This is a genomic window from Kitasatospora sp. NPDC059646, assembly GCF_042734615.1.
Classification (GTDB): Bacteria; Actinomycetota; Actinomycetes; order Streptomycetales; family Streptomycetaceae; genus Kitasatospora.
Map to the genome: position 1 here is coordinate 110191 of NZ_JBHWDS010000014.1, position 17872 is coordinate 128062.

General features: G+C 74.6%; 19 protein-coding genes. 15 read left to right on the forward strand and 4 right to left on the reverse strand.

Annotation, left to right across the window (positions count from 1 at the left end; genetic code table 11):
• Position 1 precedes the first annotated feature (1 nt).
• Genes ACFV1L_RS12775 through ACFV1L_RS12800 form a run of 6 tightly spaced genes read left to right on the forward strand, consistent with a single transcriptional unit; the run spans position 2 to position 6830 of the window.
• Entirely contained in the window at positions 2 to 1336 is a 1335-nt protein-coding gene (locus ACFV1L_RS12775; RefSeq protein WP_380365280.1) for an O-antigen ligase family protein, read from the forward strand.
• On the forward strand, positions 1333 to 3051 hold the full coding sequence (murJ, locus tag ACFV1L_RS12780; RefSeq protein WP_380365281.1) for a murein biosynthesis integral membrane protein MurJ: 1719 nt from the start codon (positions 1333 to 1335) through the stop codon (positions 3049 to 3051). Before ACFV1L_RS12775 ends, murJ begins: the two co-directional genes overlap by 4 nt.
• Entirely contained in the window at positions 3041 to 3829 is a 789-nt protein-coding gene (locus ACFV1L_RS12785; RefSeq protein ID WP_380365282.1) for a polysaccharide deacetylase family protein, read from the forward strand. Before murJ ends, ACFV1L_RS12785 begins: the two co-directional genes overlap by 11 nt.
• Positions 3826 to 4992: a glycosyltransferase gene (locus ACFV1L_RS12790; RefSeq protein WP_380365283.1), complete on the forward strand. Its 1167-nt coding sequence runs from the start codon at positions 3826 to 3828 to the stop codon at positions 4990 to 4992. Before ACFV1L_RS12785 ends, ACFV1L_RS12790 begins: the two co-directional genes overlap by 4 nt.
• A gap of 15 nt (positions 4993 to 5007) precedes the next feature.
• The gene (locus ACFV1L_RS12795; protein WP_380365284.1) at positions 5008 to 5655 is read left to right on the forward strand and encodes a lipopolysaccharide biosynthesis protein; all 648 of its coding nucleotides are present in this window, start codon (positions 5008 to 5010) and stop codon (positions 5653 to 5655) included.
• Positions 5652 to 6830, forward strand: a complete 1179-nt coding sequence (locus ACFV1L_RS12800) for a GNAT family N-acetyltransferase (protein WP_380365285.1) — start codon at positions 5652 to 5654, stop codon at positions 6828 to 6830. Before ACFV1L_RS12795 ends, ACFV1L_RS12800 begins: the two co-directional genes overlap by 4 nt.
• Here the strand turns inward: ACFV1L_RS12800 and ACFV1L_RS12805 are convergent.
• Both ACFV1L_RS12805 and ACFV1L_RS12810 read right to left on the reverse strand, forming a co-directional pair.
• A complete protein-coding gene (locus tag ACFV1L_RS12805) occupies positions 6807 to 7925 on the reverse strand; it encodes a glycoside hydrolase family 26 protein (RefSeq protein WP_380365286.1) in 1119 nt (372 codons plus the stop codon). The two genes, ACFV1L_RS12800 and ACFV1L_RS12805, sit on opposite strands and share 24 nt — an antisense overlap.
• A 104-nt stretch (positions 7926 to 8029) precedes the next feature.
• Positions 8030 to 8917: a neutral zinc metallopeptidase gene (locus ACFV1L_RS12810; protein ID WP_380365287.1), complete on the reverse strand. Its 888-nt coding sequence runs from the start codon at positions 8915 to 8917 to the stop codon at positions 8030 to 8032.
• Between the two features lie 188 nt (positions 8918 to 9105).
• Here ACFV1L_RS12810 and ACFV1L_RS12815 point away from each other — a divergent pair, with 188 nt between their 5' ends.
• The 9 genes from ACFV1L_RS12815 to ACFV1L_RS12855 all read left to right on the forward strand — a co-directional run bounded on the left by ACFV1L_RS12815 (position 9106) and on the right by ACFV1L_RS12855 (position 15860).
• On the forward strand, positions 9106 to 10020 hold the full coding sequence (locus tag ACFV1L_RS12815) for a hypothetical protein (protein ID WP_380365288.1): 915 nt from the start codon (positions 9106 to 9108) through the stop codon (positions 10018 to 10020).
• A gap of 110 nt (positions 10021 to 10130) precedes the next feature.
• Positions 10131 to 11729, forward strand: coding sequence for a ribosomal protection-like ABC-F family protein (gene abc-f / locus ACFV1L_RS12820; RefSeq protein WP_380365289.1), 1599 nt, complete (start codon positions 10131 to 10133; stop codon positions 11727 to 11729).
• Between the two features lie 375 nt (positions 11730 to 12104).
• Complete coding sequence (locus ACFV1L_RS12825; protein ID WP_014138756.1) at positions 12105 to 12338, forward strand: helix-turn-helix domain-containing protein; 234 nt, start codon at positions 12105 to 12107, stop codon at positions 12336 to 12338.
• 262 nt (positions 12339 to 12600) lie between these two features.
• Entirely contained in the window at positions 12601 to 13401 is an 801-nt protein-coding gene (locus tag ACFV1L_RS12830; RefSeq protein WP_380365290.1) for an enoyl-CoA hydratase/isomerase family protein, read from the forward strand.
• 151 nt (positions 13402 to 13552) lie between these two features.
• Entirely contained in the window at positions 13553 to 14038 is a 486-nt protein-coding gene (locus tag ACFV1L_RS12835; protein WP_380365291.1) for an Asp23/Gls24 family envelope stress response protein, read from the forward strand.
• 76 nt (positions 14039 to 14114) lie between these two features.
• Positions 14115 to 14306 (forward strand): hypothetical protein, encoded by a 192-nt coding sequence (locus tag ACFV1L_RS12840; protein WP_035867222.1) that lies wholly within the window; start codon positions 14115 to 14117, stop codon positions 14304 to 14306.
• The gene (locus tag ACFV1L_RS12845) at positions 14306 to 14650 is read left to right on the forward strand and encodes a hypothetical protein (protein WP_380365292.1); all 345 of its coding nucleotides are present in this window, start codon (positions 14306 to 14308) and stop codon (positions 14648 to 14650) included. Before ACFV1L_RS12840 ends, ACFV1L_RS12845 begins: the two co-directional genes overlap by 1 nt.
• Entirely contained in the window at positions 14647 to 15234 is a 588-nt protein-coding gene (locus ACFV1L_RS12850) for a DUF6286 domain-containing protein (RefSeq protein ID WP_380365293.1), read from the forward strand. The genes ACFV1L_RS12845 and ACFV1L_RS12850 overlap by 4 nt, the downstream gene beginning before the upstream one ends.
• Positions 15231 to 15860, forward strand: coding sequence for an alkaline shock response membrane anchor protein AmaP (locus tag ACFV1L_RS12855; RefSeq protein ID WP_380365294.1), 630 nt, complete (start codon positions 15231 to 15233; stop codon positions 15858 to 15860). The genes ACFV1L_RS12850 and ACFV1L_RS12855 overlap by 4 nt, the downstream gene beginning before the upstream one ends.
• 111 nt (positions 15861 to 15971) lie before the next feature.
• Here the strand turns inward: ACFV1L_RS12855 and ACFV1L_RS12860 are convergent, their stop codons facing one another.
• Both ACFV1L_RS12860 and ACFV1L_RS12865 read right to left on the reverse strand, forming a co-directional pair.
• Entirely contained in the window at positions 15972 to 16727 is a 756-nt protein-coding gene (locus tag ACFV1L_RS12860) for an SDR family oxidoreductase (protein ID WP_380365295.1), read from the reverse strand.
• A 42-nt stretch (positions 16728 to 16769) separates the two neighbouring features.
• A complete protein-coding gene (locus ACFV1L_RS12865; RefSeq protein WP_380365296.1) occupies positions 16770 to 17759 on the reverse strand; it encodes a right-handed parallel beta-helix repeat-containing protein in 990 nt (329 codons plus the stop codon).
• Positions 17760 to 17872: the final 113 nt, after the last annotated feature.

Genomic DNA, 17872 nt, shown 5'->3' on the forward strand with positions numbered 1-17872 from the left:
CGTGGCCCTCACCCTCCGACTCCCGCTCCCCGCCCGGCGGGCGGCGGCGATAGCCGCCCCCCGGCCGAGCTGGCTCGCCGCCGCCACCGTGCTGCTGGTCTGCGTCCCCACCGGCGAGAAGGACGTCACCGCGTCCGTCCACGTCACCCCGGCCGACCTGGCGTCCCTCGCCCTGGTCGGGCTGGTCGCCGTCGGCCTGCTGCGCGGCCGGCTGCCCCGGATCGACCCGGCCGCCGCCGCCCTGTTCGGCGCCGTCGTGCTGGCCGCCGCCGTCGCCACCGTGCACTCCGTCGACCCGTCCGCCAGCCTCACCGGCTTCGTCCGGCTGGTGCAGATCTTCGTGCTGGTGCCCGCCGCCGTGCTGCTCGCCGTCCGGGACCGGAGCGACCAGCGGCTGGTGCTCGGCTCGTTCGTGCTGGCCGCGTTGATCGAGGGCGCGGTCGGCGCGAACCAGTACCTGACCCGCACCGGCGCCTCCTACACCGGCCAGCCGATCCGCGCCGTCGGCACCTTCGGCGCGCTCGACATCATGGCGATGTCCACCGTGGTGTCCTACGGGATGCTGGCCGCCCTCGCCCTGGCCCTCGCCGAGCGCCGCCCCGGCGGCAGCCGCCCGCTGCGCCGCGCGATGTGGGCGAGCGCCGCGTTCCTGGCCTTCCCGCTGGCGGTCTCGTTCAGCCGCGGCAGCTGGATCGCCACCGCGGTCGCCGCCGCCGTGCTGATGCTGCGCGCCGACGCCCGGCTCGCCGTCCGGAGCGTGCTGGTCGGCGCGGCCGCCGCCGTGGTGCTGATCGGCGGACTCGGCCTCGGCGCGTCCGGCGTCGCCGAACGGCTCGGCTCGATCGGCTCGGTCTCCGCCGCCCCCGACCAGTCCGTGTCCGACCGCTACGACCTGTGGTCCACCGCCGTCCGGATCTGGCAGGACCACCCCGCCACCGGCGCCGGCCCGAAGGCCTTCCAGCAACTGCGCGACAGCCACGCCCCGCTGCGCCTCTCCTCCGGCAGCGACGCCGCCGACGCCACCATCGGCTTCCAGCGCGAGCCGCTGCTCTCCCCGCACAACATGTACTTCCTGGTGCTCAGCGAACAGGGCCTGCTCGGCGTCCTCGCCTACCTGGCGCTGTTCCTGACCCTGCTGCTGGGGTGCCTGCGCCGCGCCACCGGCCCCGGCCTGGCCGCCCTCGCCCTGCTCGCCTGGGTGCTCTGGGACTTCCTCTACGCCGACATCGGCGGCACCACCACCGTGCTGACCTCCGTCGTGCTCGGCCTGGCCGCCCGTACCGCGCTCCCCGGCCCGGTGGACGGCCCCGACCCCCGCGGAGCGTACGGCCCATGACGACCGACCAGCCGCTGGCCCAGGCCGCCCCGGCCGCCACCGCCCCCGTCCCGGGCCCGCGGACGGACGCCGACGCGCCGCCCCGCACCGGCTTCCTGGCCAAGGCGTTCGGCGTGACCGCGCTGCTCAGCGCCGCCGGCTCCGGCCTCGGCCTGCTCCGCGACCTGCTGCTGGCCCGCTACTTCGGCGCCAACCAGGGCACCGACGCGTTCCTGGTCGCCTGGACGGTGCCGGAGACCGCCGCGCCGCTGCTGATCGAGGACGCGATGGCGTTCCTGATGGTCCCGGCCTTCAGCCTGGCCCTGGTCCTGCGCGAGGAACGCCCGCACGGCCCCGACCCGGTACGGCAGTTGACCCGCTCCACGCTGCCCTGGCTGCTGCTCGCGCTGTGCGCGCTGTCCGCCACCGCCGCGCTCGGCGCCCCGCAACTGGTCGAACTGATCGCCCCCGGCCTGGCGGACCCGCAGCTGGCCGTCACCTGCACCCGGATCACCGCGATCACCGTGGTGCCGTTCGGCGTGGCCGGCTACCTGGCCGCCGCGCTGCGCGCCCAGCACGCCTACACCGCGCCCGCCGTCATCTACGTGATGTACAACCTGGGCATCCTGGCGCTGCTGCTCAGCGGACACCGGCTGCTCGGGGTGCGCTCCGCCGCGCTCGGCGTGGCGCTCGGCAGCCTGCTGATGGCGGGCGTGCTGGTGGTGCCGTTCGTCCGCCGGCTGCGCACCCGGCGGCGGGCGGCCCGGCGGCGCGGGGCCGCCCGCGGGCTGGTGCTGATCCCGCTGGCGCTGCTGCCGGTCGCCGCGTTCTCGCTGACCCGGCAGTCCCAGGTGTTCATCGAGCGGTTCCTCGGCTCCGGCCTGCCGCCCGGCACCATCTCGCACCTCAACTACGCCGCGAAGGTCAGCCAGTTGGCGATGACCTCGGCGATCCTGATCGTCACCGTGACCTTCCCGGTGGTGGCCCGGGCGATGGCCGCGGGCGACCTGGCCGCCGCCCGCGACCGGGTCGAGAAGGACCTCGGCCAGGCCGCCGCCCTGGTGCTGCTCGGCACCGCCTTCCTGCTGGCCTGCGCGCCGGCCGTGGTCGCGCTGCTGTTCCAGCGCGGCGCGTTCGGCCCCGCCGACACCGACGCCACCGCGGCCGTCATCCGGGTGTACTCCTTCGGCCTGCCCGCGCAGGCGATGATCGGCGTGATGGTGCGGCCGTACTTCTGCGTCCGGCCGGTGGTGCGGCGCGCCGACGCCCCGCGCGCCGACGGCGACCGGACCACCTGGCTGGACTGGTACCCGGTCGGCGCGATGACGCTCGGCCTGGTCGTCACCTTCGGCCTCGGCGTCACCCTCACCCCGCGCTTCGGGGCGCCCGGCCTGGCCGCCGGCAACGCGGTCGGGATCACCTGCACCGCGGCGCTGCTGATGCGCGGCCTGATGCTGCGCGGCATCGCCCTGCGGCTGGGCCTGGTGCTCGGCGGGCAGGCCCGGCTGCTGGCCGCGTCGATCGCCGCCGCCGGGCTCGGCTCGCTCGCCGTCCGCACCGTCACCGCGCCGCTGTCCGCCGCGCTGCTCGGCGGCGCCACCGTCCTGCTGGTCTTCGCGGCCCTCGGCGCGCTGTTCGGCGCCGCCGAGGTCCGCGGCCCGGTCCTGGCACTGCTCGCCCGGGCCCGGCGACCGCACGCCCCCTCACCCGCCGAAGGGAAGCCGCATGGACGCTGAAGCCTGTCTGCCGGCGCAGGCGCTCGCACCCCGCCTCGCGCCCTGGATCCTGATGTACCACTCGGTCGCCGACGAGGCCGAGGATCCGTACCTGCTGACCGTCAGCCCCGAGCGGTTCGCCGAACAGATGGACTGGCTGTACCGCTCCGGCCGACGGGGCGTCAGCGTGCGCGAACTGCTCGCCGCCCAGGCCCGCGGCCGGGAGTCCAAGCTGGTCGGCCTGACCTTCGACGACGGCTACGCCGACTTCGCCCGGCACGCCGTCCCGGTGCTCCGCGACCACGGCTTCACCGCCACCGCGTACGTCCTGCCCGACCTGCTGGGCGCCTGCAACCACTGGGACAGCGAAGGCCCCCGCAAGCAGCTGCTGACGGCCCAGCAGGTCGTCGAACTCGCCGAGTCCGGCTGGGAGATCGGCTCGCACGGCCTCGGCCACCGGGCGCTGGCCGGACTCGCCCCCGACGAGCTGGAACGCCAGACTCGGGAGAGCCGGCGCGCCCTGGAGGACCTGGTGGCCGGCCCGGTCAGCGGCTTCTGCTACCCGTACGGCGCGGTCGACCTGCCCGCCGCCCGGGCCGTCCGGGACGCCGGCTACGACTACGCCTGCGCCATCGACCACTCCTCCCTGACGGGCCGTCACGCCCTGCCGCGCAGCTACGTCGGCGACCGCGACGGCGCCTGGCGGCTGCGCGCCAAGCACGGCCGGCACCGCTGGCGCGAGGCCGTCACCGGGCTGCGCTGGGCCCCGCCGAGGACCGCCGCGGGGGAGCGGCCGTGAAGGTCCTGCACGTCGTCACCGGCCTGCACGCGGGCGGCGCGGAACGCCAACTCGCCCTGCTGCTGCGGCACCTGCCGAAGGACCAGCGGCACGAGGTGGCCACCCTGACCGACCCCGGCACGGTGGCCCGGGAACTGCGCGCCGACGGCGTCACCGTGCACCACCTCGGCATGCGCGGCAACCGCGACCTCGCCGTACTGCCCCGGCTCACCCGGCTGATCCGGGCCGGCCGGTACGACCTGGTCCACACCCACCTGTACCGGGCCATGCTGTACGGCCGGCTGGCCGCCCGGCTCGCCGGAGTGCGGCGGGTGCTCGCCACCGAGCACTCCCTGCAGGCCGGCGTGATCGAGGGCCGGCCCACCTCGCGGGGCGTCAAGGCGCTCTACCTGGCCGCCGAACGGCTCGGCAGCACCACCCTCGCGGTCTCCGGCCAGGTCGCCGCGGTGCTCGACGCCTGGGGCGTGCCCGCCCACCGGGTGCGGCTGCTGCCGAACGGCGTGGACGCCGCCCGGTACCGCTTCGAGCGCGCCGACCGGGCCGCGCACCGCGCCCGGCTGCGCGCCGAACTCGGCCTGCCCGCCGACGCGTTCGTGGTCGGCGGGGTCGGCCGGCTGGTCGACGGGAAGCGCTTCCACGTCCCGCTGGCCGCGCTCGCCGCCCTCCCGCCCGCCGCCCGGCTGCTGCTGGTCGGCGAGGGACCTGCCCGCGCCGCCCTCACCGCCCGCGCCGACCGGCTCGGCGTCGGCGGCCGGCTGGTGCTCACCGGCGAACGCGACGACGTGCCCGAACTGCTCACCGCCATGGACGTGCTGGTCTCGCCGTCCCGCGCCGAGACCTTCGGCCTCGCCGCGCTGGAGGGCCTGGCCGCCGGACTGCCGGTGCTGCACTCCGCCTGCCCGGCGCTCGCCGACCTGCCCACCGCCGCTGCCCCGCACGCCCGCCTGCTGCCCTCCGAACCCGGCCACTACGCCCGCGAGTTGGCCGCGCTGGCCGCCGCGCCGCCCGGCCCCGTCCCGGTGCCGCCCGCCGTCGCGCACTACGACATCACCCGGATCGCGGCCGAACTGGCCGCCCTGTACCGGGAGTCGGCCGGCGCCCTGCCCGGCCCCCGGCACCCCGCGCGGCGACGCACCGCACCCGCCCGCCTCCCGTCCCTGTAGCACCTGGAGCCCCCGATGCCCGATCCCCGCCGCGCCGCCCGCGCGCTGGCCCGCCGCTGGTGGCCGCTGGCCGTCGCCGTCCCGCTCGGCGCGGTGGCCGGCGCCGGCTACGCCGTCGTCTCGCACCCCTCCTACGTCGCCAGCTCGTACGTGGTGGTGGTCCCGCAGAACCCCGGCGACAACGTCAACACCGTCAACTTCGCCCAGGCGTACGGCCGCCTCACCGGCCAGCCGCAGGTGCTGATCGGCGCCGCCGCCGAGACCCACCACGCGGTCGCCACGCTGACCAAGCTGGTGCGCGGCACCACCTCCCCGGACGCCCCGGTGATCGCGATCACCGGCACCAGCGCCACCGCCGACGACGCCGTGCAGAACGCCGACGCGGTGGCCCGTTCGCTGATCGCCTTCGGCAACGCCAGCAGCAAGGAGACCGGCGTCAAACTGGTCCAACTGGCCGCCGCCGCCGAACCCGACGCCCCCGCCTCGCCGTCCGCCGCGCTGGACACCGCGGTCGGCGCCGCCGCCGGCGTCCTGCTCGGCACCCTCGCCATGCTCGCCCGCCGCCGGACCGCCCCCGCCGCCGAGACCGCCGGGGCCGCCCCCGCCGCGCTGCCCGCCCAGGCCGCCGCCGAGGCCGAGCCCGAGGCGGTGGCCGCCCGATGAGACTCCGTCAGCGGCCCGCCGCCGACCCCCGGGTACCCGCCCAGGCCGACCGCGCCGCCGACCGCGAGCGGTGGACCGCCGAAGTGCTGCGCACCGACGACGCCCTGGACCTGGTCGCCGACGAGTGGGACGACCTGTACCGGCGCTGCGCCACCGCCACCACCTTCCAGGCCGCACCCTGGCTGCGCTCCTGGTGGCGCGGCTACGGCCGCCCCGGCGCCCTGGTCCTGGTGCTGGTCCGCCGCGACGGCCGGCTGGTCGCCGCCGCCGCACTGCGCCGCCGCGGCCCGTTCGGCGCGCTGACCAACCTGGGCGCCGGCCTGGTCGACTTCACCGACGTGCTGCTGGACGACGAGTGCGCCGACCGCGCCGCCGCCGAACTCGCCGCCGCCCTGCCGCTGCGCCGCCCCTGGCACAGCCTGGACCTGCGCGAGGTGCACCCCGGGGCCGCCGTGCAGCGGGTGTTCGCGCACTGGCCCGGCCGCCGGCACCGGTTCGCCGACTCGCTGTGCCAGTACCTGCCCGCCGTCCCGATGGACGAACTCCTCAAGCGGCTGCCCGGCAAGACCGCCCAGCGCAGCCGGGTCAAGCTCCGCCGGATCGCCGAGGCCGGGATCCGGGTGCACTCCGCCGGTGCCGACGAAGTCCCGGACACGGTCCGCGAGTTGCTGCGGCTGCACCGCCTCCAGTGGGAGCACCGCGGGGCCACCCCGGAGCACCTCACCGAGCGCTTCGCGGAGCACCTCGTCGAGTCCACCACCGGCCTGGTCGCCACCCGCCGGGCCGCGATACACCGCTTCGAGCTCGACGGCGAACTGCTGGCGGTCAACCTGGTGCTGCTGTGCGCCCCGTTCGGCGGCCTCTACATGTACGGCGCGCACCCCCGGCTGCGCGAACGCCTGGACATCGCCGGCCTGCTGTTCGGCGCGGCCCTGGACGAGGTGCGGGCCGCCGGGATCCCGCAGCTGAGCCTGCTGCGCGGCCAGGAGCCGTACAAGCAGCGCTGGCGGCCCGACCGCCTGCCCAACCAGCGGCTGGTGCTCGGCCCCGGCCGGCTCGCCCCGTCGGCCGCCGCCCGGGCCCTGCGGGTGCGGGCCCGCGGCGCGGCCGTGCACCTGCTGCGGACCAGGCTCCCCGGGCTGAAGGAGGCGCTAGCGCGGCGACGGCTGCGGTGACGCCGGCGACGGCGGCCGGGGCGACGGCGGCGGCGAGGTCCTGGCCGGTCCCGCCGCCCCGGCCGAGCCGGCCATCAACTGCCGGTACACCGCCGCCGACCTGGGGTTGTCCTTGCACTCCCAGAATCCGTGCGGACAGTAGTCGGTGACGGTCTGGTAGGCGGTGTCGTGGGTGCGCATCCACTCCACCATCCGCCGCACGTACTCCGGGTTGTCGCCGTTGCGGAACAGCCCCCACTCCGGGTAGGAGACCGGCTTGCCGCGCTTGGCCGCGAACTCCACCTGGTCCTGGAGCCCGTACGGCTCGGTGACGTACTCGTCGAAGGTGGCGCCCGCGGGCTGGTCGTAGCTGTCCATGCCGATGATGTCGACCACGTCGTCGCCCGGGTAGCAGCGGGTCCACGGGACCGCGTCCAGCCCGCGGGTGGGGGCGAAGTCGAAGGAGAAGCGCTGCCCCGGCACCGAGCGCATCACGCCGACGATCCGCCGCCAGTACGTCTTCCAGCCGGCCGGGTCGGGCTTGCACCGCGACGTGTAGGTGACGCCGTTCATCTCCCAGCCCAGGGTGAGCACGGTGTCGGCGCCGCCCAGCGCCACCAGCTTCCGGGCCAGCATCAGGAAGTGCTGGTCGAACTCGCCCCGGTTGCCGCGCTCCAGCAGCCGGGCCACCTCGTCGTCCGGCACGTTGCCCTCGTTGGGGACGAGCATCGGCACGCCCAGCACCAGCCGCCTGGTCGGGTCGCCCTGCCGCCACTGCGACCACAGGCCGAGCACCATGGCCTCGCCCTCGACGTCCTGCCAGCTGTTGCCCGCCAGGTAGGTGTGGCCGACCTGCAGGTTGGCGTTGTCCAGCCAGGCCGCCATCCGCGCGATGTTCGGGATGTAGTCGTCCCAGGAGCCGACGAACGCGCCGAACGGCACTTCGTGCTGGGCCCGTTGCACCACCGGCCGGGGCGCCGCGCCGCGCGGCTGGACGGCGTCCGAGGAGAGCGCCGCGTGCCGCTCGGTCTGGCCGAGCGGGCTGCCCGACGGCACGCTCGCGGTCGTCATCAGCAGCAGAGCGGCGGCGGCCAGGGTCAGGCGTCCGAGGCGCATGGGCTCTCTCCGAACGGGCTGGGGGCAACTTCGGCCCTCGGAGCCTAGCCTGACAGAACGTCATAAAGGCCGCATGTCACCCCATCGGGTCACCGCCGTCGCGGTCAGCCGAAGGTGTTGCAGCTGGCCGGGTCGCCGGTCCGGTAGCCGGTGGTGAACCACTGGGTGCGCTGCGCCGAGGAACCGTGCGTCCAGGTCTCCGGGTTGGTCTTCCCGGTGGCCCGCTGCTGGATCCGGTCGTCGCCGACCGACTCGGCGGCGTCCAGTGCCCGCGCGATGTCCTCGTCGGTCAGCCGGGTGATCAGCGGACGGCCGGTGGAGGCCTGCGGGGTGGTGGTGGCGTGGTGCGTCCAGACGCCCGCGTAGCAGTCGGCCTGCAGCTCCAGCTTCACCGAGGCGCTGTCCGCGCCCTGCCGGTCGCTGCCGACCCGGTCCATGGTGCCCAGCAGCGTCTGCACGTGGTGCCCGTACTCGTGGGCTACCACGTACGCCTCCGCGAACGGGCCGCCCCGGGCCCCCAGCTGACGGGTCATGTCGTTGAAGAAGCCGAGGTCGAAGTAGGCCTTGTGGTCGCCCGGGCAGTAGAACGGCCCGACCGCCGAGGACGCCGGGCCGCAGGCCGTCGACACCCGGTCGGTGAACAGCACGGTCTGCGCCTGCGCGTACTTCTTCCCGCGCGAGGCGAAGTCGGACTGCCAGTAGTTCTGCACGCTGTTGACCACGGCCAGGATCCGGCAGTCCTGCCGCTTGTTGGCGTCCGCGCCGGTCCTGCACTCCTGGGACACCTGGTCCGCCCCGGTGCCCTGCCCGGCCGGCTTCGCGCCTCCGGAGCCGGACAGTCCGATCATGCCCGGGTCCACGCCGAGCACCAGGGCGATCACCAGGCCCAGGATGCCGATCGCGCCGCCGCCGATCGCCAGGCCGCCGCCGGGGAAGCCCCGGCGGTCCTCCACCTGCGAGTCGTCGAGCCGGGCGTCGTCGTCAAACTGCATCCTGTCTCACCTCTGTAACAGTCCTTTGGCCCTTCGAAGCCGTACCCTAACGGGCCGTCCGGGCCGCGGAGGCCTTCGGCGACGCAGGTCGGAGCGGGTTGTGTCAGAACCGTATAAGGGCTGCGGCGGCGGCGTGCCGCGTTCTAATCGAGCTGAATTCCGTCAGGGGCGGACGGTACGCTCCGGCGGTGTCCTTCAATCCGCTGCGCAGTCTGTCGCCCCGATCGGTCCTGCCCGCCGCCGCCGTCCTGCTGGTCCTCGCGGCCGGTGCGGCGGCGCACGCCAACCGCCCGCAGCCGTTCGGAGACCAGGTCCTGCCCGGAGCGGCGGACGTCAGCCCGGTCGGCGCGCAGTCGGCCGGCCCGGGCGACCTCGACCTGCAGGTCGGCCCCGGGCTGGAGGCCTACTCGAAGACCACCGGTGCCCACCTGTGGTCCTACCGCCGCGACGGCAGCACCGCCCTCCACCAGACCATGATCGGCACCAACGTGGCGGTGGTCTGGGACGACGGCATGGTCACCTCCGTCGACCCGGCCGACCACTCGGTGCGCTGGCACCGCAGCGTCCCCGGCCTGGCCGACTGGCTGCGCGCCGACGGCGAACCCGGCGCGGCGGACCGCACCGAGGAGCAGCGCCGGCAGTTCGCCGCGCACCGCGCGGCCATCGCCGTCCAGCCGTCCGCCGACCCGAAGGCCGACGCGTTCGTCACGGTGGTCACCCCCGGCCTGCTGATGGGCTTCCGCGACCGCGACGGCGACCTGCGCTTCAACTCCCGGCCCCCGGCGGGCTGCACCTTCGACCCGGCGCGCACCGCGCACACCGACGACGCGGTGCTGATCCCCCGGGTCTGCCCGCCCGCCCCCGGCTCCGGCGCCCGCCCGCTGCCCGGCGGCGTCATGGTGTTCTCGCTCAACGCCCCCGGCAACTTCCTCAACACCGGCCCCGACGTCGAGATGCGCGCCCTGGACAGCCACCGGGTCGCGATCGAGGACGGCCCGGTGATCGGCACCTGGGTGTACGACACCACCCGGGGCGCCCGGGAGAGCAACTGCGGCACCGCCACGGCCCCCTTCGCCGTCGCCGCCCCCACCTGCGAGAGGTGACGCCCTGCGGGCGACCGCCGCCGGGCGGCCCCCGGAAAACGGATCGCGCCCTCCCGTAGACTGGAGCGCATGGCTGAGTGCCATACCCACGTCTAGGAGTGACCCCAGCCATGATTTCCGCGAACGCCCTGGAGCTTCGTGCCGGTGCCCGCATCCTGATCGAGTCCGCCAGCTTCCGGATCGCCCCGGGCGACCGGATCGGCCTGGTCGGCCGCAACGGGGCCGGCAAGACCACCCTCACCAAGGTGCTCGCCGGCGAGGGCCTGCCGGCCGGCGGCACGGTCACCAGCTCCGGCGAGGTCGGCTACCTCCCGCAGGACCCGCGCACCGGCGACCTCGACGTGCTCGCCCGGGACCGCATCCTGTCCGCCCGCGGCCTCGACACCGTGCTCAAGAAGATGCGCGAGAACGAGGAGCGGATGGCCAACGGCAAGGGCGCCACCCGCGACAACGCGATGAAGAAGTACGCCCGGCTGGAGACCGAGTTCCTCACCAAGGGCGGCTACGCCGCCGAGGCCGAGGCCGCCACCATCGCCGCCGCGCTGGGCCTGCCCGACCGCATCCTCGGCCAGCCCCTGCACACCCTCTCCGGCGGTCAGCGCCGCCGCGTCGAACTGGCCCGGATCCTCTTCTCGGACGCCGACATCCTGCTGCTCGACGAGCCCACCAACCACCTCGACGCCGACTCCATCGCCTGGCTGCGGGACTTCCTGAAGACCTACAAGGGCGGCTTCATCGTCATCTCGCACGACGTCGACCTGGTCGAGACGGTCGTCAACAAGGTCTTCTACCTGGACGCCAACCGCTCCACCATCGACATCTACAACATGGGCTGGAAGCAGTACCAGCAGCAGCGCGAGGACGACGAGAAGCGCCGCAAGCGCGAGCGCGCCAACGCCGAGAAGAAGGCCGCCACCCTCAACGCGCAGGCCGACAAGATGCGCGCCAAGGCCACCAAGACGGTCGCCGCGCAGAACATGGCCCGCCGCGCCGAGAAGCTGCTCTCCGGCCTGGAGCAGGTCCGCCAGTCCGACAAGGTCGCCAAGCTGCGCTTCCCCGACCCGGCCCCGTGCGGCAAGACCCCGCTGACGGCGTCCGGCCTGTCCAAGTCGTACGGCTCGCTGGAGATCTTCACCGACGTCGACCTGGCCATCGACCGCGGCTCCCGGGTCGTCGTGCTGGGCCTCAACGGCGCGGGCAAGACCACCCTGCTGCGGATGCTGGCGGGCGTCGAGAAGCCGGACACCGGCGAGGTGATCCCCGGCCACGGCCTGAAGATCGGCTACTACGCCCAGGAGCACGAGACGCTCGACCCCGAGCGCAGCGTGCTGGAGAACATGCGCACCGCCGCGCCGGACACCGACCTGGTGCAGATCCGGAAGATCCTCGGCTCCTTCCTGTTCTCCGGCGACGACGTCGACAAGCCGGCCGGCGTGCTCTCCGGCGGCGAGAAGACCCGGCTCGCGCTGGCCACCCTGGTGGTCTCCAGCGCCAACGTGCTGCTGCTCGACGAGCCCACCAACAACCTGGACCCGGCCAGCCGCGAGGAGATCCTCGGCGCGCTGCACTCGTTCAGCGGCGCGGTCGTCCTGGTCACCCACGACGAGGGCGCGGTGGACGCGCTCCAGCCAGAGCGGATCATCCTGCTGCCCGACGGCGTCGAGGATCTGTGGAGCCCCGCCTACCACGACCTGGTGTCGCTCGCCTGAACCGTGCCCGGCCGTCCGGCGGACCGTTCCGGTCCGCCGGACGGAACCGGCGAGTAGACGCCGGGTCGGCCGCAGGTACGAGAAGAACTGGTCTTCCGTCGATTCCGGGAACACCCGGGCCGGTCCGCCCGTTGGCTCTTCAGCCCCCGCCGCGGTACCGGGGCGCCCTCCCCGCCCGGCCGGGCTGAGCAGCGGATTCGCTCGGCGGAGCGAAACACGACAGGGGGCGCACACCCTCCGTGAGCGCCGTAGTGCGGAACGAACACCCCCGGCCGAGGCCGCATTCCGACGACGGACCTTGTCGAATGGGTGGCCAGGAGCCTTGCAATGGGTGATCATGGGAATCTGACCGATCACCTCTACGAGGAGGCACGGGTGGCCGAGACTCTGAAAAAGGGCAGCCGGGTGACAGGCGCCGCGCGTGAAAAGCTCGCGGCCGATCTCAAGAAGAAGTACGACTCCGGCGCGAGCATCCGCGCCCTCGCGGAGGAGACGGGCCGCTCCTACGGCTTCGTGCACCGGATGCTCAGCGAGTCCGGGGTCAACCTCCGGGGTCGCGGCGGTGCCACCCGCGGCAAGGGCAAAGCCGCTGCGGCCGCCGGTTCCTGACGGTCCATCACATCCGGCGGGCGGCGCCCGAGCAGCCCGGCCGCCCACGCTGCACCAGCACGCTGCTCGCCATGCACGACGCTCCACACGGATCGGCGGCCGGGTTCTCCCGAGCCGCCGACCGCCGTTTCCGGGCCCTTCCGCCGGGCATTTCCCGCGCATTCCCCGGGCATTCCTGTACGCGGATCCGACGCTTTGTTACTCTCCAGTAGCCCGTCGGGGTCGGCGGGCGTCCCCGCCTGTCGCTGGAGGTAGCACCGCCATGACCACCCACATCCCCGACGCCGACCGCACCGCGTGGGAACAGGCCGGCGTCCGCCTCGACCTGGACGGCGAACTCGCCGTCGTCACGCTCTGCGACCCCAAGCGCCGCAACGCCCAGACCCCCGCCATGTGGCGCGCCCTCGCCGCGATCGGCCGCGCCCTCCCCGGCACCGTCCGGGTCGCCCTCCTCCAGGCCGAGGGCAGCTCCTTCTCCGCCGGCCTCGACCGCGCCATGTTCACCCCCGAGGGCATCCCCGGCGAGACCGGGTTCCTCCAGCTCGCCGCCTCCACCGACGCCGAACTCGACGCCGCGATCGCCTCCTACCAGGAAGCCTTCACCTGGTGGCGCCGCCCCGACCTGATCTCCGTCGCCGCCGTCCAGGGCCACGCCGTCGGCGCCGGCTTCCAGCTCGCCCTGGCCTGCGACATCCGCGTCGTCGCCGAGGACGTCCAGTTCGCCATGAAGGAGACCTCCCTCGGCCTGGTCCCCGACCTCACCGGCACCAAGCCCCTCACCGACCTCGTCGGCTACGCCCGCGCCCTGGAGATCTGCGCCACCGGCCGCCGCGTCGGCGCGGACGAGGCCGTCGCCACCGGCCTCGCCAACGTCGCCGTCCCCGCGGACGAACTCGCTGCCACCGCGAGCGACCTCGCCGCCGCCCTGCTGGCCGCCCCGCGCAGCGCCGTCATCGAGACCAAGGCCCTGCTCCAGGGCGCGGCCGACCGCAGCTACGACCAGCAGCGCGCCGCCGAGCGCGAGGCGCAGGCGCGCCGCCTCCGGGACCTCGCCGGCATGTAGGAACGCAGCTCGGCCGACAGGGGCACGTGCGGGTACCTCGGGAGGTGCCCCGTGCCCCTGTTTGCGTGCACCGGCGCGCGCCGTGCGTGGCGAAATGTCAGGGTTGGGGTGATGTGCGATATAGCTGGACTCGAACGTCAGGAGGCCCGACATGGCGCAGCCCCACACCCCCACGCCCGCAGACCTGCAGAAGAACGCGACGGAGTCGCACGCGTCGTCGCCCAGCGACGAGCGCGGGCGCACGGCGCTCGCGGTCGGCGTGGTGGAGAAGATCGCCGGCATGGCGGCCCGCGAGGTGTCCGGCATCCACGCGCTGGGATCGGGCTTCTCCCGGACGTTCGGCGCGATGCGCGACCGGGTGCCGGGCACGAAGTCCAGCGTCGGACGCGGGATCAAGGCGGAGGTCGGCGAGAAGCAGACCGCCATCGACATCGCGCTGGTGGTGGAGTACGGCGTGGTGATCCCGCGGCTGGCCGGCGAGGTCCGGTCGAACATCATCGAGGCGGTCGAGCGGATGACCGGCCTGGAGGTGGTCGAGGTGAACATCGCCGTGAACGACGTGCACCTGCCGGACGAGCCGGACGAGGAGGAGGAAGAGGAACCCTCGACCTCCGGACGGCGCCCGCGGGTGCAGTGAGCCTCCCGACGAGCCATCGAGCCACTGAACTGCTGAGCCATTGAGGCACGGAGACGGACCCCGAAGGAGTGGGCGGATGAACCTGGCGTTGGTGGGCCTGCTCGTCGGCATGGCCCTAGGTTTCGCCGGCTACTTCGGCGGTTTCGCCGCGTTCCTGCTGGTCGCCGTGCTCGGTGCCGCGGGCTTCGTGGTGGGCCGGCTGATCGAGGGGGACATCGACCTGGGTGACCTCGGCGATCTGCTGCGCGGCCGGGACCGGCGGGGCTGATGGCGTACTCGGGGGCGGTCGCGGGCCCGCCCGCCCAGCGCGGCAGCGAACAGATCGCGGACCGGGTGTACCGGCGGATCGCGGCCCGCGCCGCCGCCGACGCGCTCGCCCCGGCCTGGCGGGGCCGCCCGGACCCGGCGCCGTACCCGAAGGCCTCCGCGCTGTACTCGCACGGCAGGGTCCGGCTCACCCTGCACGTCGAGCTGCCGTTCCCGTGCGACGTCGCGGAGCTGGCCCGGGCCGCGCAGGACGCGGCGTGCACCCGGGTCGCCGAGCTGACCGGCACCACCGTCACCTCGGCCGAGGTGATCGTGGACCGCCTGCACCCGACGGGGCCGCGATGAGCGAGACGGCGAAGGACCCGAGGAAGCGCAGCGCCGGCCGGTGGCTGCGGTCCGAGCGCGGCGTGGTGACGGCACTGCTGGTGGTGGTCCTGGTGGTCGCCGCCGGGACGCTGCTGTACGACGTGATCGCGGTGCGGGCCGGCGGCCAGGCCCGGCCCTGGCGGCGGGACCTGGCCCACCAGTTGGCGACCCGTCACCTGGACGACCCGTGGGTGCTGGGGATCGCCGCCGGCGTCGCGCTGCTCGGACTGGTGCTGCTGGTCCTGGCGTTCGGCCGCGGCCTGCGCGGCTGGCTGGCCCTGGAGCCGCGCGGCACGGCCATGCACCGCAGCGCGGTCGCCGCCCTGATCGCCCGCCGGGCCCAGCAGCGCGCCGACCTGCACTCCTGGAAGGTGAAGGTGGGGCGGCGGCGCACCCGGGTGACGGTCAGCGGCACCACCGACCCGGCCGGCGTGGAGCGCGACCTGCGGGCCGAACTGGCCCGGATCCCGCTGGCTGCCCCGCACCGGCTGGACGTCCGCACCCGCCAGGTGCGGGAGCGCCACCACCGCCGTGAACTCGCCGAGCTGGAGCCGCCCCGATGAGCCGACGCGCCGTCAACCGCACCCTCCTGGCCGTGGTCGGCCTCCTGCTGCTGGCCGGCGGGGTGCTGGTGCTGCTCGGCGGACTGGACGTCTACCGGCGCCTCGGCGTCACCCCGCCGCAGCACTGGCCGTTCACCTCGCCCGACCAGCCGGTGCTCAGCACCGCGAGCCGCACCCGCTGGAAGGACGAGGACTGGTTCTGGCCGGTGGCGATCGCCGTGCCCGCCCTGGTGGTGATCGGCGGGCTGTGGTGGCTGTTCTCGCAGCTGCGCCGCGGCGGACCGGCGGGCGTCGACCTGCCCTCCCCGGCCGCGCCCGGCCGGCCGCACTTCGCCCTGCACGTGCGCAGCCGCGCCGTCGAGGACGCGATCGAGACGGAGACCGTCGCCCTCCCCGAGGTCGACCGGGTCACCGTCCGCGTCACCGGCGCCGCCCGCCGCCCCGAGGTGCACACCGTCCTCCGCCTCACCCCGGGCGCGGACACCGCGGCCCTCGTCGACGCCTACCGCACCGGCCCCGTCGAGCACGCCCGGCACTCCCTCGGCCTGACCACCCTCCCGGCCGAACTCCGGCTCCGCGTGGCCCGCCCCCGCAAGAACCGCACCAAGACCCCCCGCGTCCGCTGACCGCCCCCGAGCCGCGGCGACCACGCCGGCGTCCGGGCCTGGGCGGTGTCGGGGCAGGGGCGCGAGGGGTGGGGTGCCCGTGGTCGCGGCCCTGCCCCGGGGCCTGCGGGGTCAGAGGCCGCGGGTGGCGCCGCCGTCGATCGGGACCATCACGCCGGTGAGGTACGAGGCGGCCGGGGAGAGCAGGAAGGCGGCGGTGCGGCCGAACTCCTCGGGGGTGCCGTAGCGGCGGAGGGGGATGGTGGCGGCGGCGGCCTCGCGGGCGGCGGCCGGGTCGGGGGCGAGGGAGTCGAGTTCCCGGACGCGGTCGGTGTCGATGCGGCCCGGGAGGAGGCCGAGGACGCGGATGCCGCGCGGGCCGAGTTCGTCGGCGAGGGTCTTCGCGGCCATGGCGAGGCCGGGCCGCAGGCCGTTGGAGATGCCCAGGCCGGGGATCGGCTGGCGGACCGAGGTGGACAGCACGAAGGCGATGACGCCCCCGGAGGGGAGGCGTTCGGCGGCGGCGCGGGCCAGCCGGATCGCGCCGAGGAACACGGAGTCGAACGCCGCGCCCCAGGCTTCGTCGCTGGCGGTGGCGACCGGCCCGGCGGCGGGGCCGCCGACGCTGATCAGCATGCCGTCGAAGCCGCCGAACCGGCTGGTCGCGGCGTCGATCAGGCGCTGCGGGGTGGCCGGGTCGGCGTTGTCGGCGGCGACGCCGTACGCGCGGTCGCCGAGGGCGTCGGCCGCGGCGGTGACCGCGGCGTCGGTGCGGCCGGTGACGACGACGCGGGCGCCTTCGGCGATGAGTTGTTCGGCGGTGGCGTGGCCGAGTCCCCGGGTCGAGCCGGTGACCACGTACACCTTGTCCTTGAGTCCGAGATCCATGCCGCCCATTCTCGCCGGTCGCACCGGCCGGGTGACGGAAGGTCACCCCACCGGGATGCCGGGGTTGACCAGGGCGGTGCCGCCGGTGACGGTGTTGTCGGCGGTGACGGTGACCGGGCAGGCGGTGCGGTCGTAGTTGGTGACGTCGATCGCGTACTTGGCGGGGCTGGTGCCGCTCGCGCCGGTCAGGTCGGAGCGGTTGTTGCGGAAGACGGTGCCGCAGCCCCAGCCGGCGACCTGGGTGTGGGTCTGGTAGCCGTCGTTCATGGTGCGGACGCCGGTGTTGTTCTCGATGACGTAGCCGTTGCCCTTCACGTCGATCCACGAGTCGTCGTAGTTGACGTCCGTCAGCCCGTTGCCGTCGAAGCGGTTGCCGGAGACCAGGCCGCCGGTGGTGCCCTCCTTGAGGTCGATGTTCTCGCCGCCGATGTTCGGGCCGATCACGTTGTCCAGGATCTGCACGTAGTCGCTGCGGTCGGTGAGCGTGTTGGCGGTGCCGACGTACACGCCCTCGCCCTTGCCGTCGTGGGCGGTGCCGGTGTCGTGCACGGTCGAGTTGCGCAGCACGCCGTGGCTGGAGGAGGTGCGGAAGTGGACGCCCTCCATGGTGGTGTGGTGGACCGTCACGCCGTCGAGCACCACCCGGTCGGAGGCGTCGACCACGATGCCCTTCTGCGCGCCGGTGACGGTCAGGCCCTGGACGGTCCAGTAGGAGGCGCCGTTCAGGGACAGGCCGTAGCCGCCGCCGGTGGGGGTGGTGAGGACCGCGCCGGGGGAGCCGGTGAGGGTGATCCGGGCGGTGGCCGTGCCCGCGGTGGTGATCTTGAAGTTGCCGGTGTAGGTGCCGTCGGTGAGCCGGATGGTCCGGCCGGGGACGGCGGCGCTCAGCGCGGCCTGGAGCTGCTTGCCGGTGGAGACCGTGACGGTGTCGTAGGAGGGCGTCGCGGCCCCGGCCGGGGCGGGCAGGAGGGCGGCGGCGAAGGCGGCGGCGAGGACGGCGGCGCCCGGGACGAGCCGCGTGCGGTGCGTCATGACAGTGCGCTCCTGGTGGGGGAAAGAGCGGATCAGGACAACTGCACCGCCAATGTGGAGTAGACCAATACGGGCCGTCAATGGCTGTGCGCCGACCAGGTGCGGCGACCGGC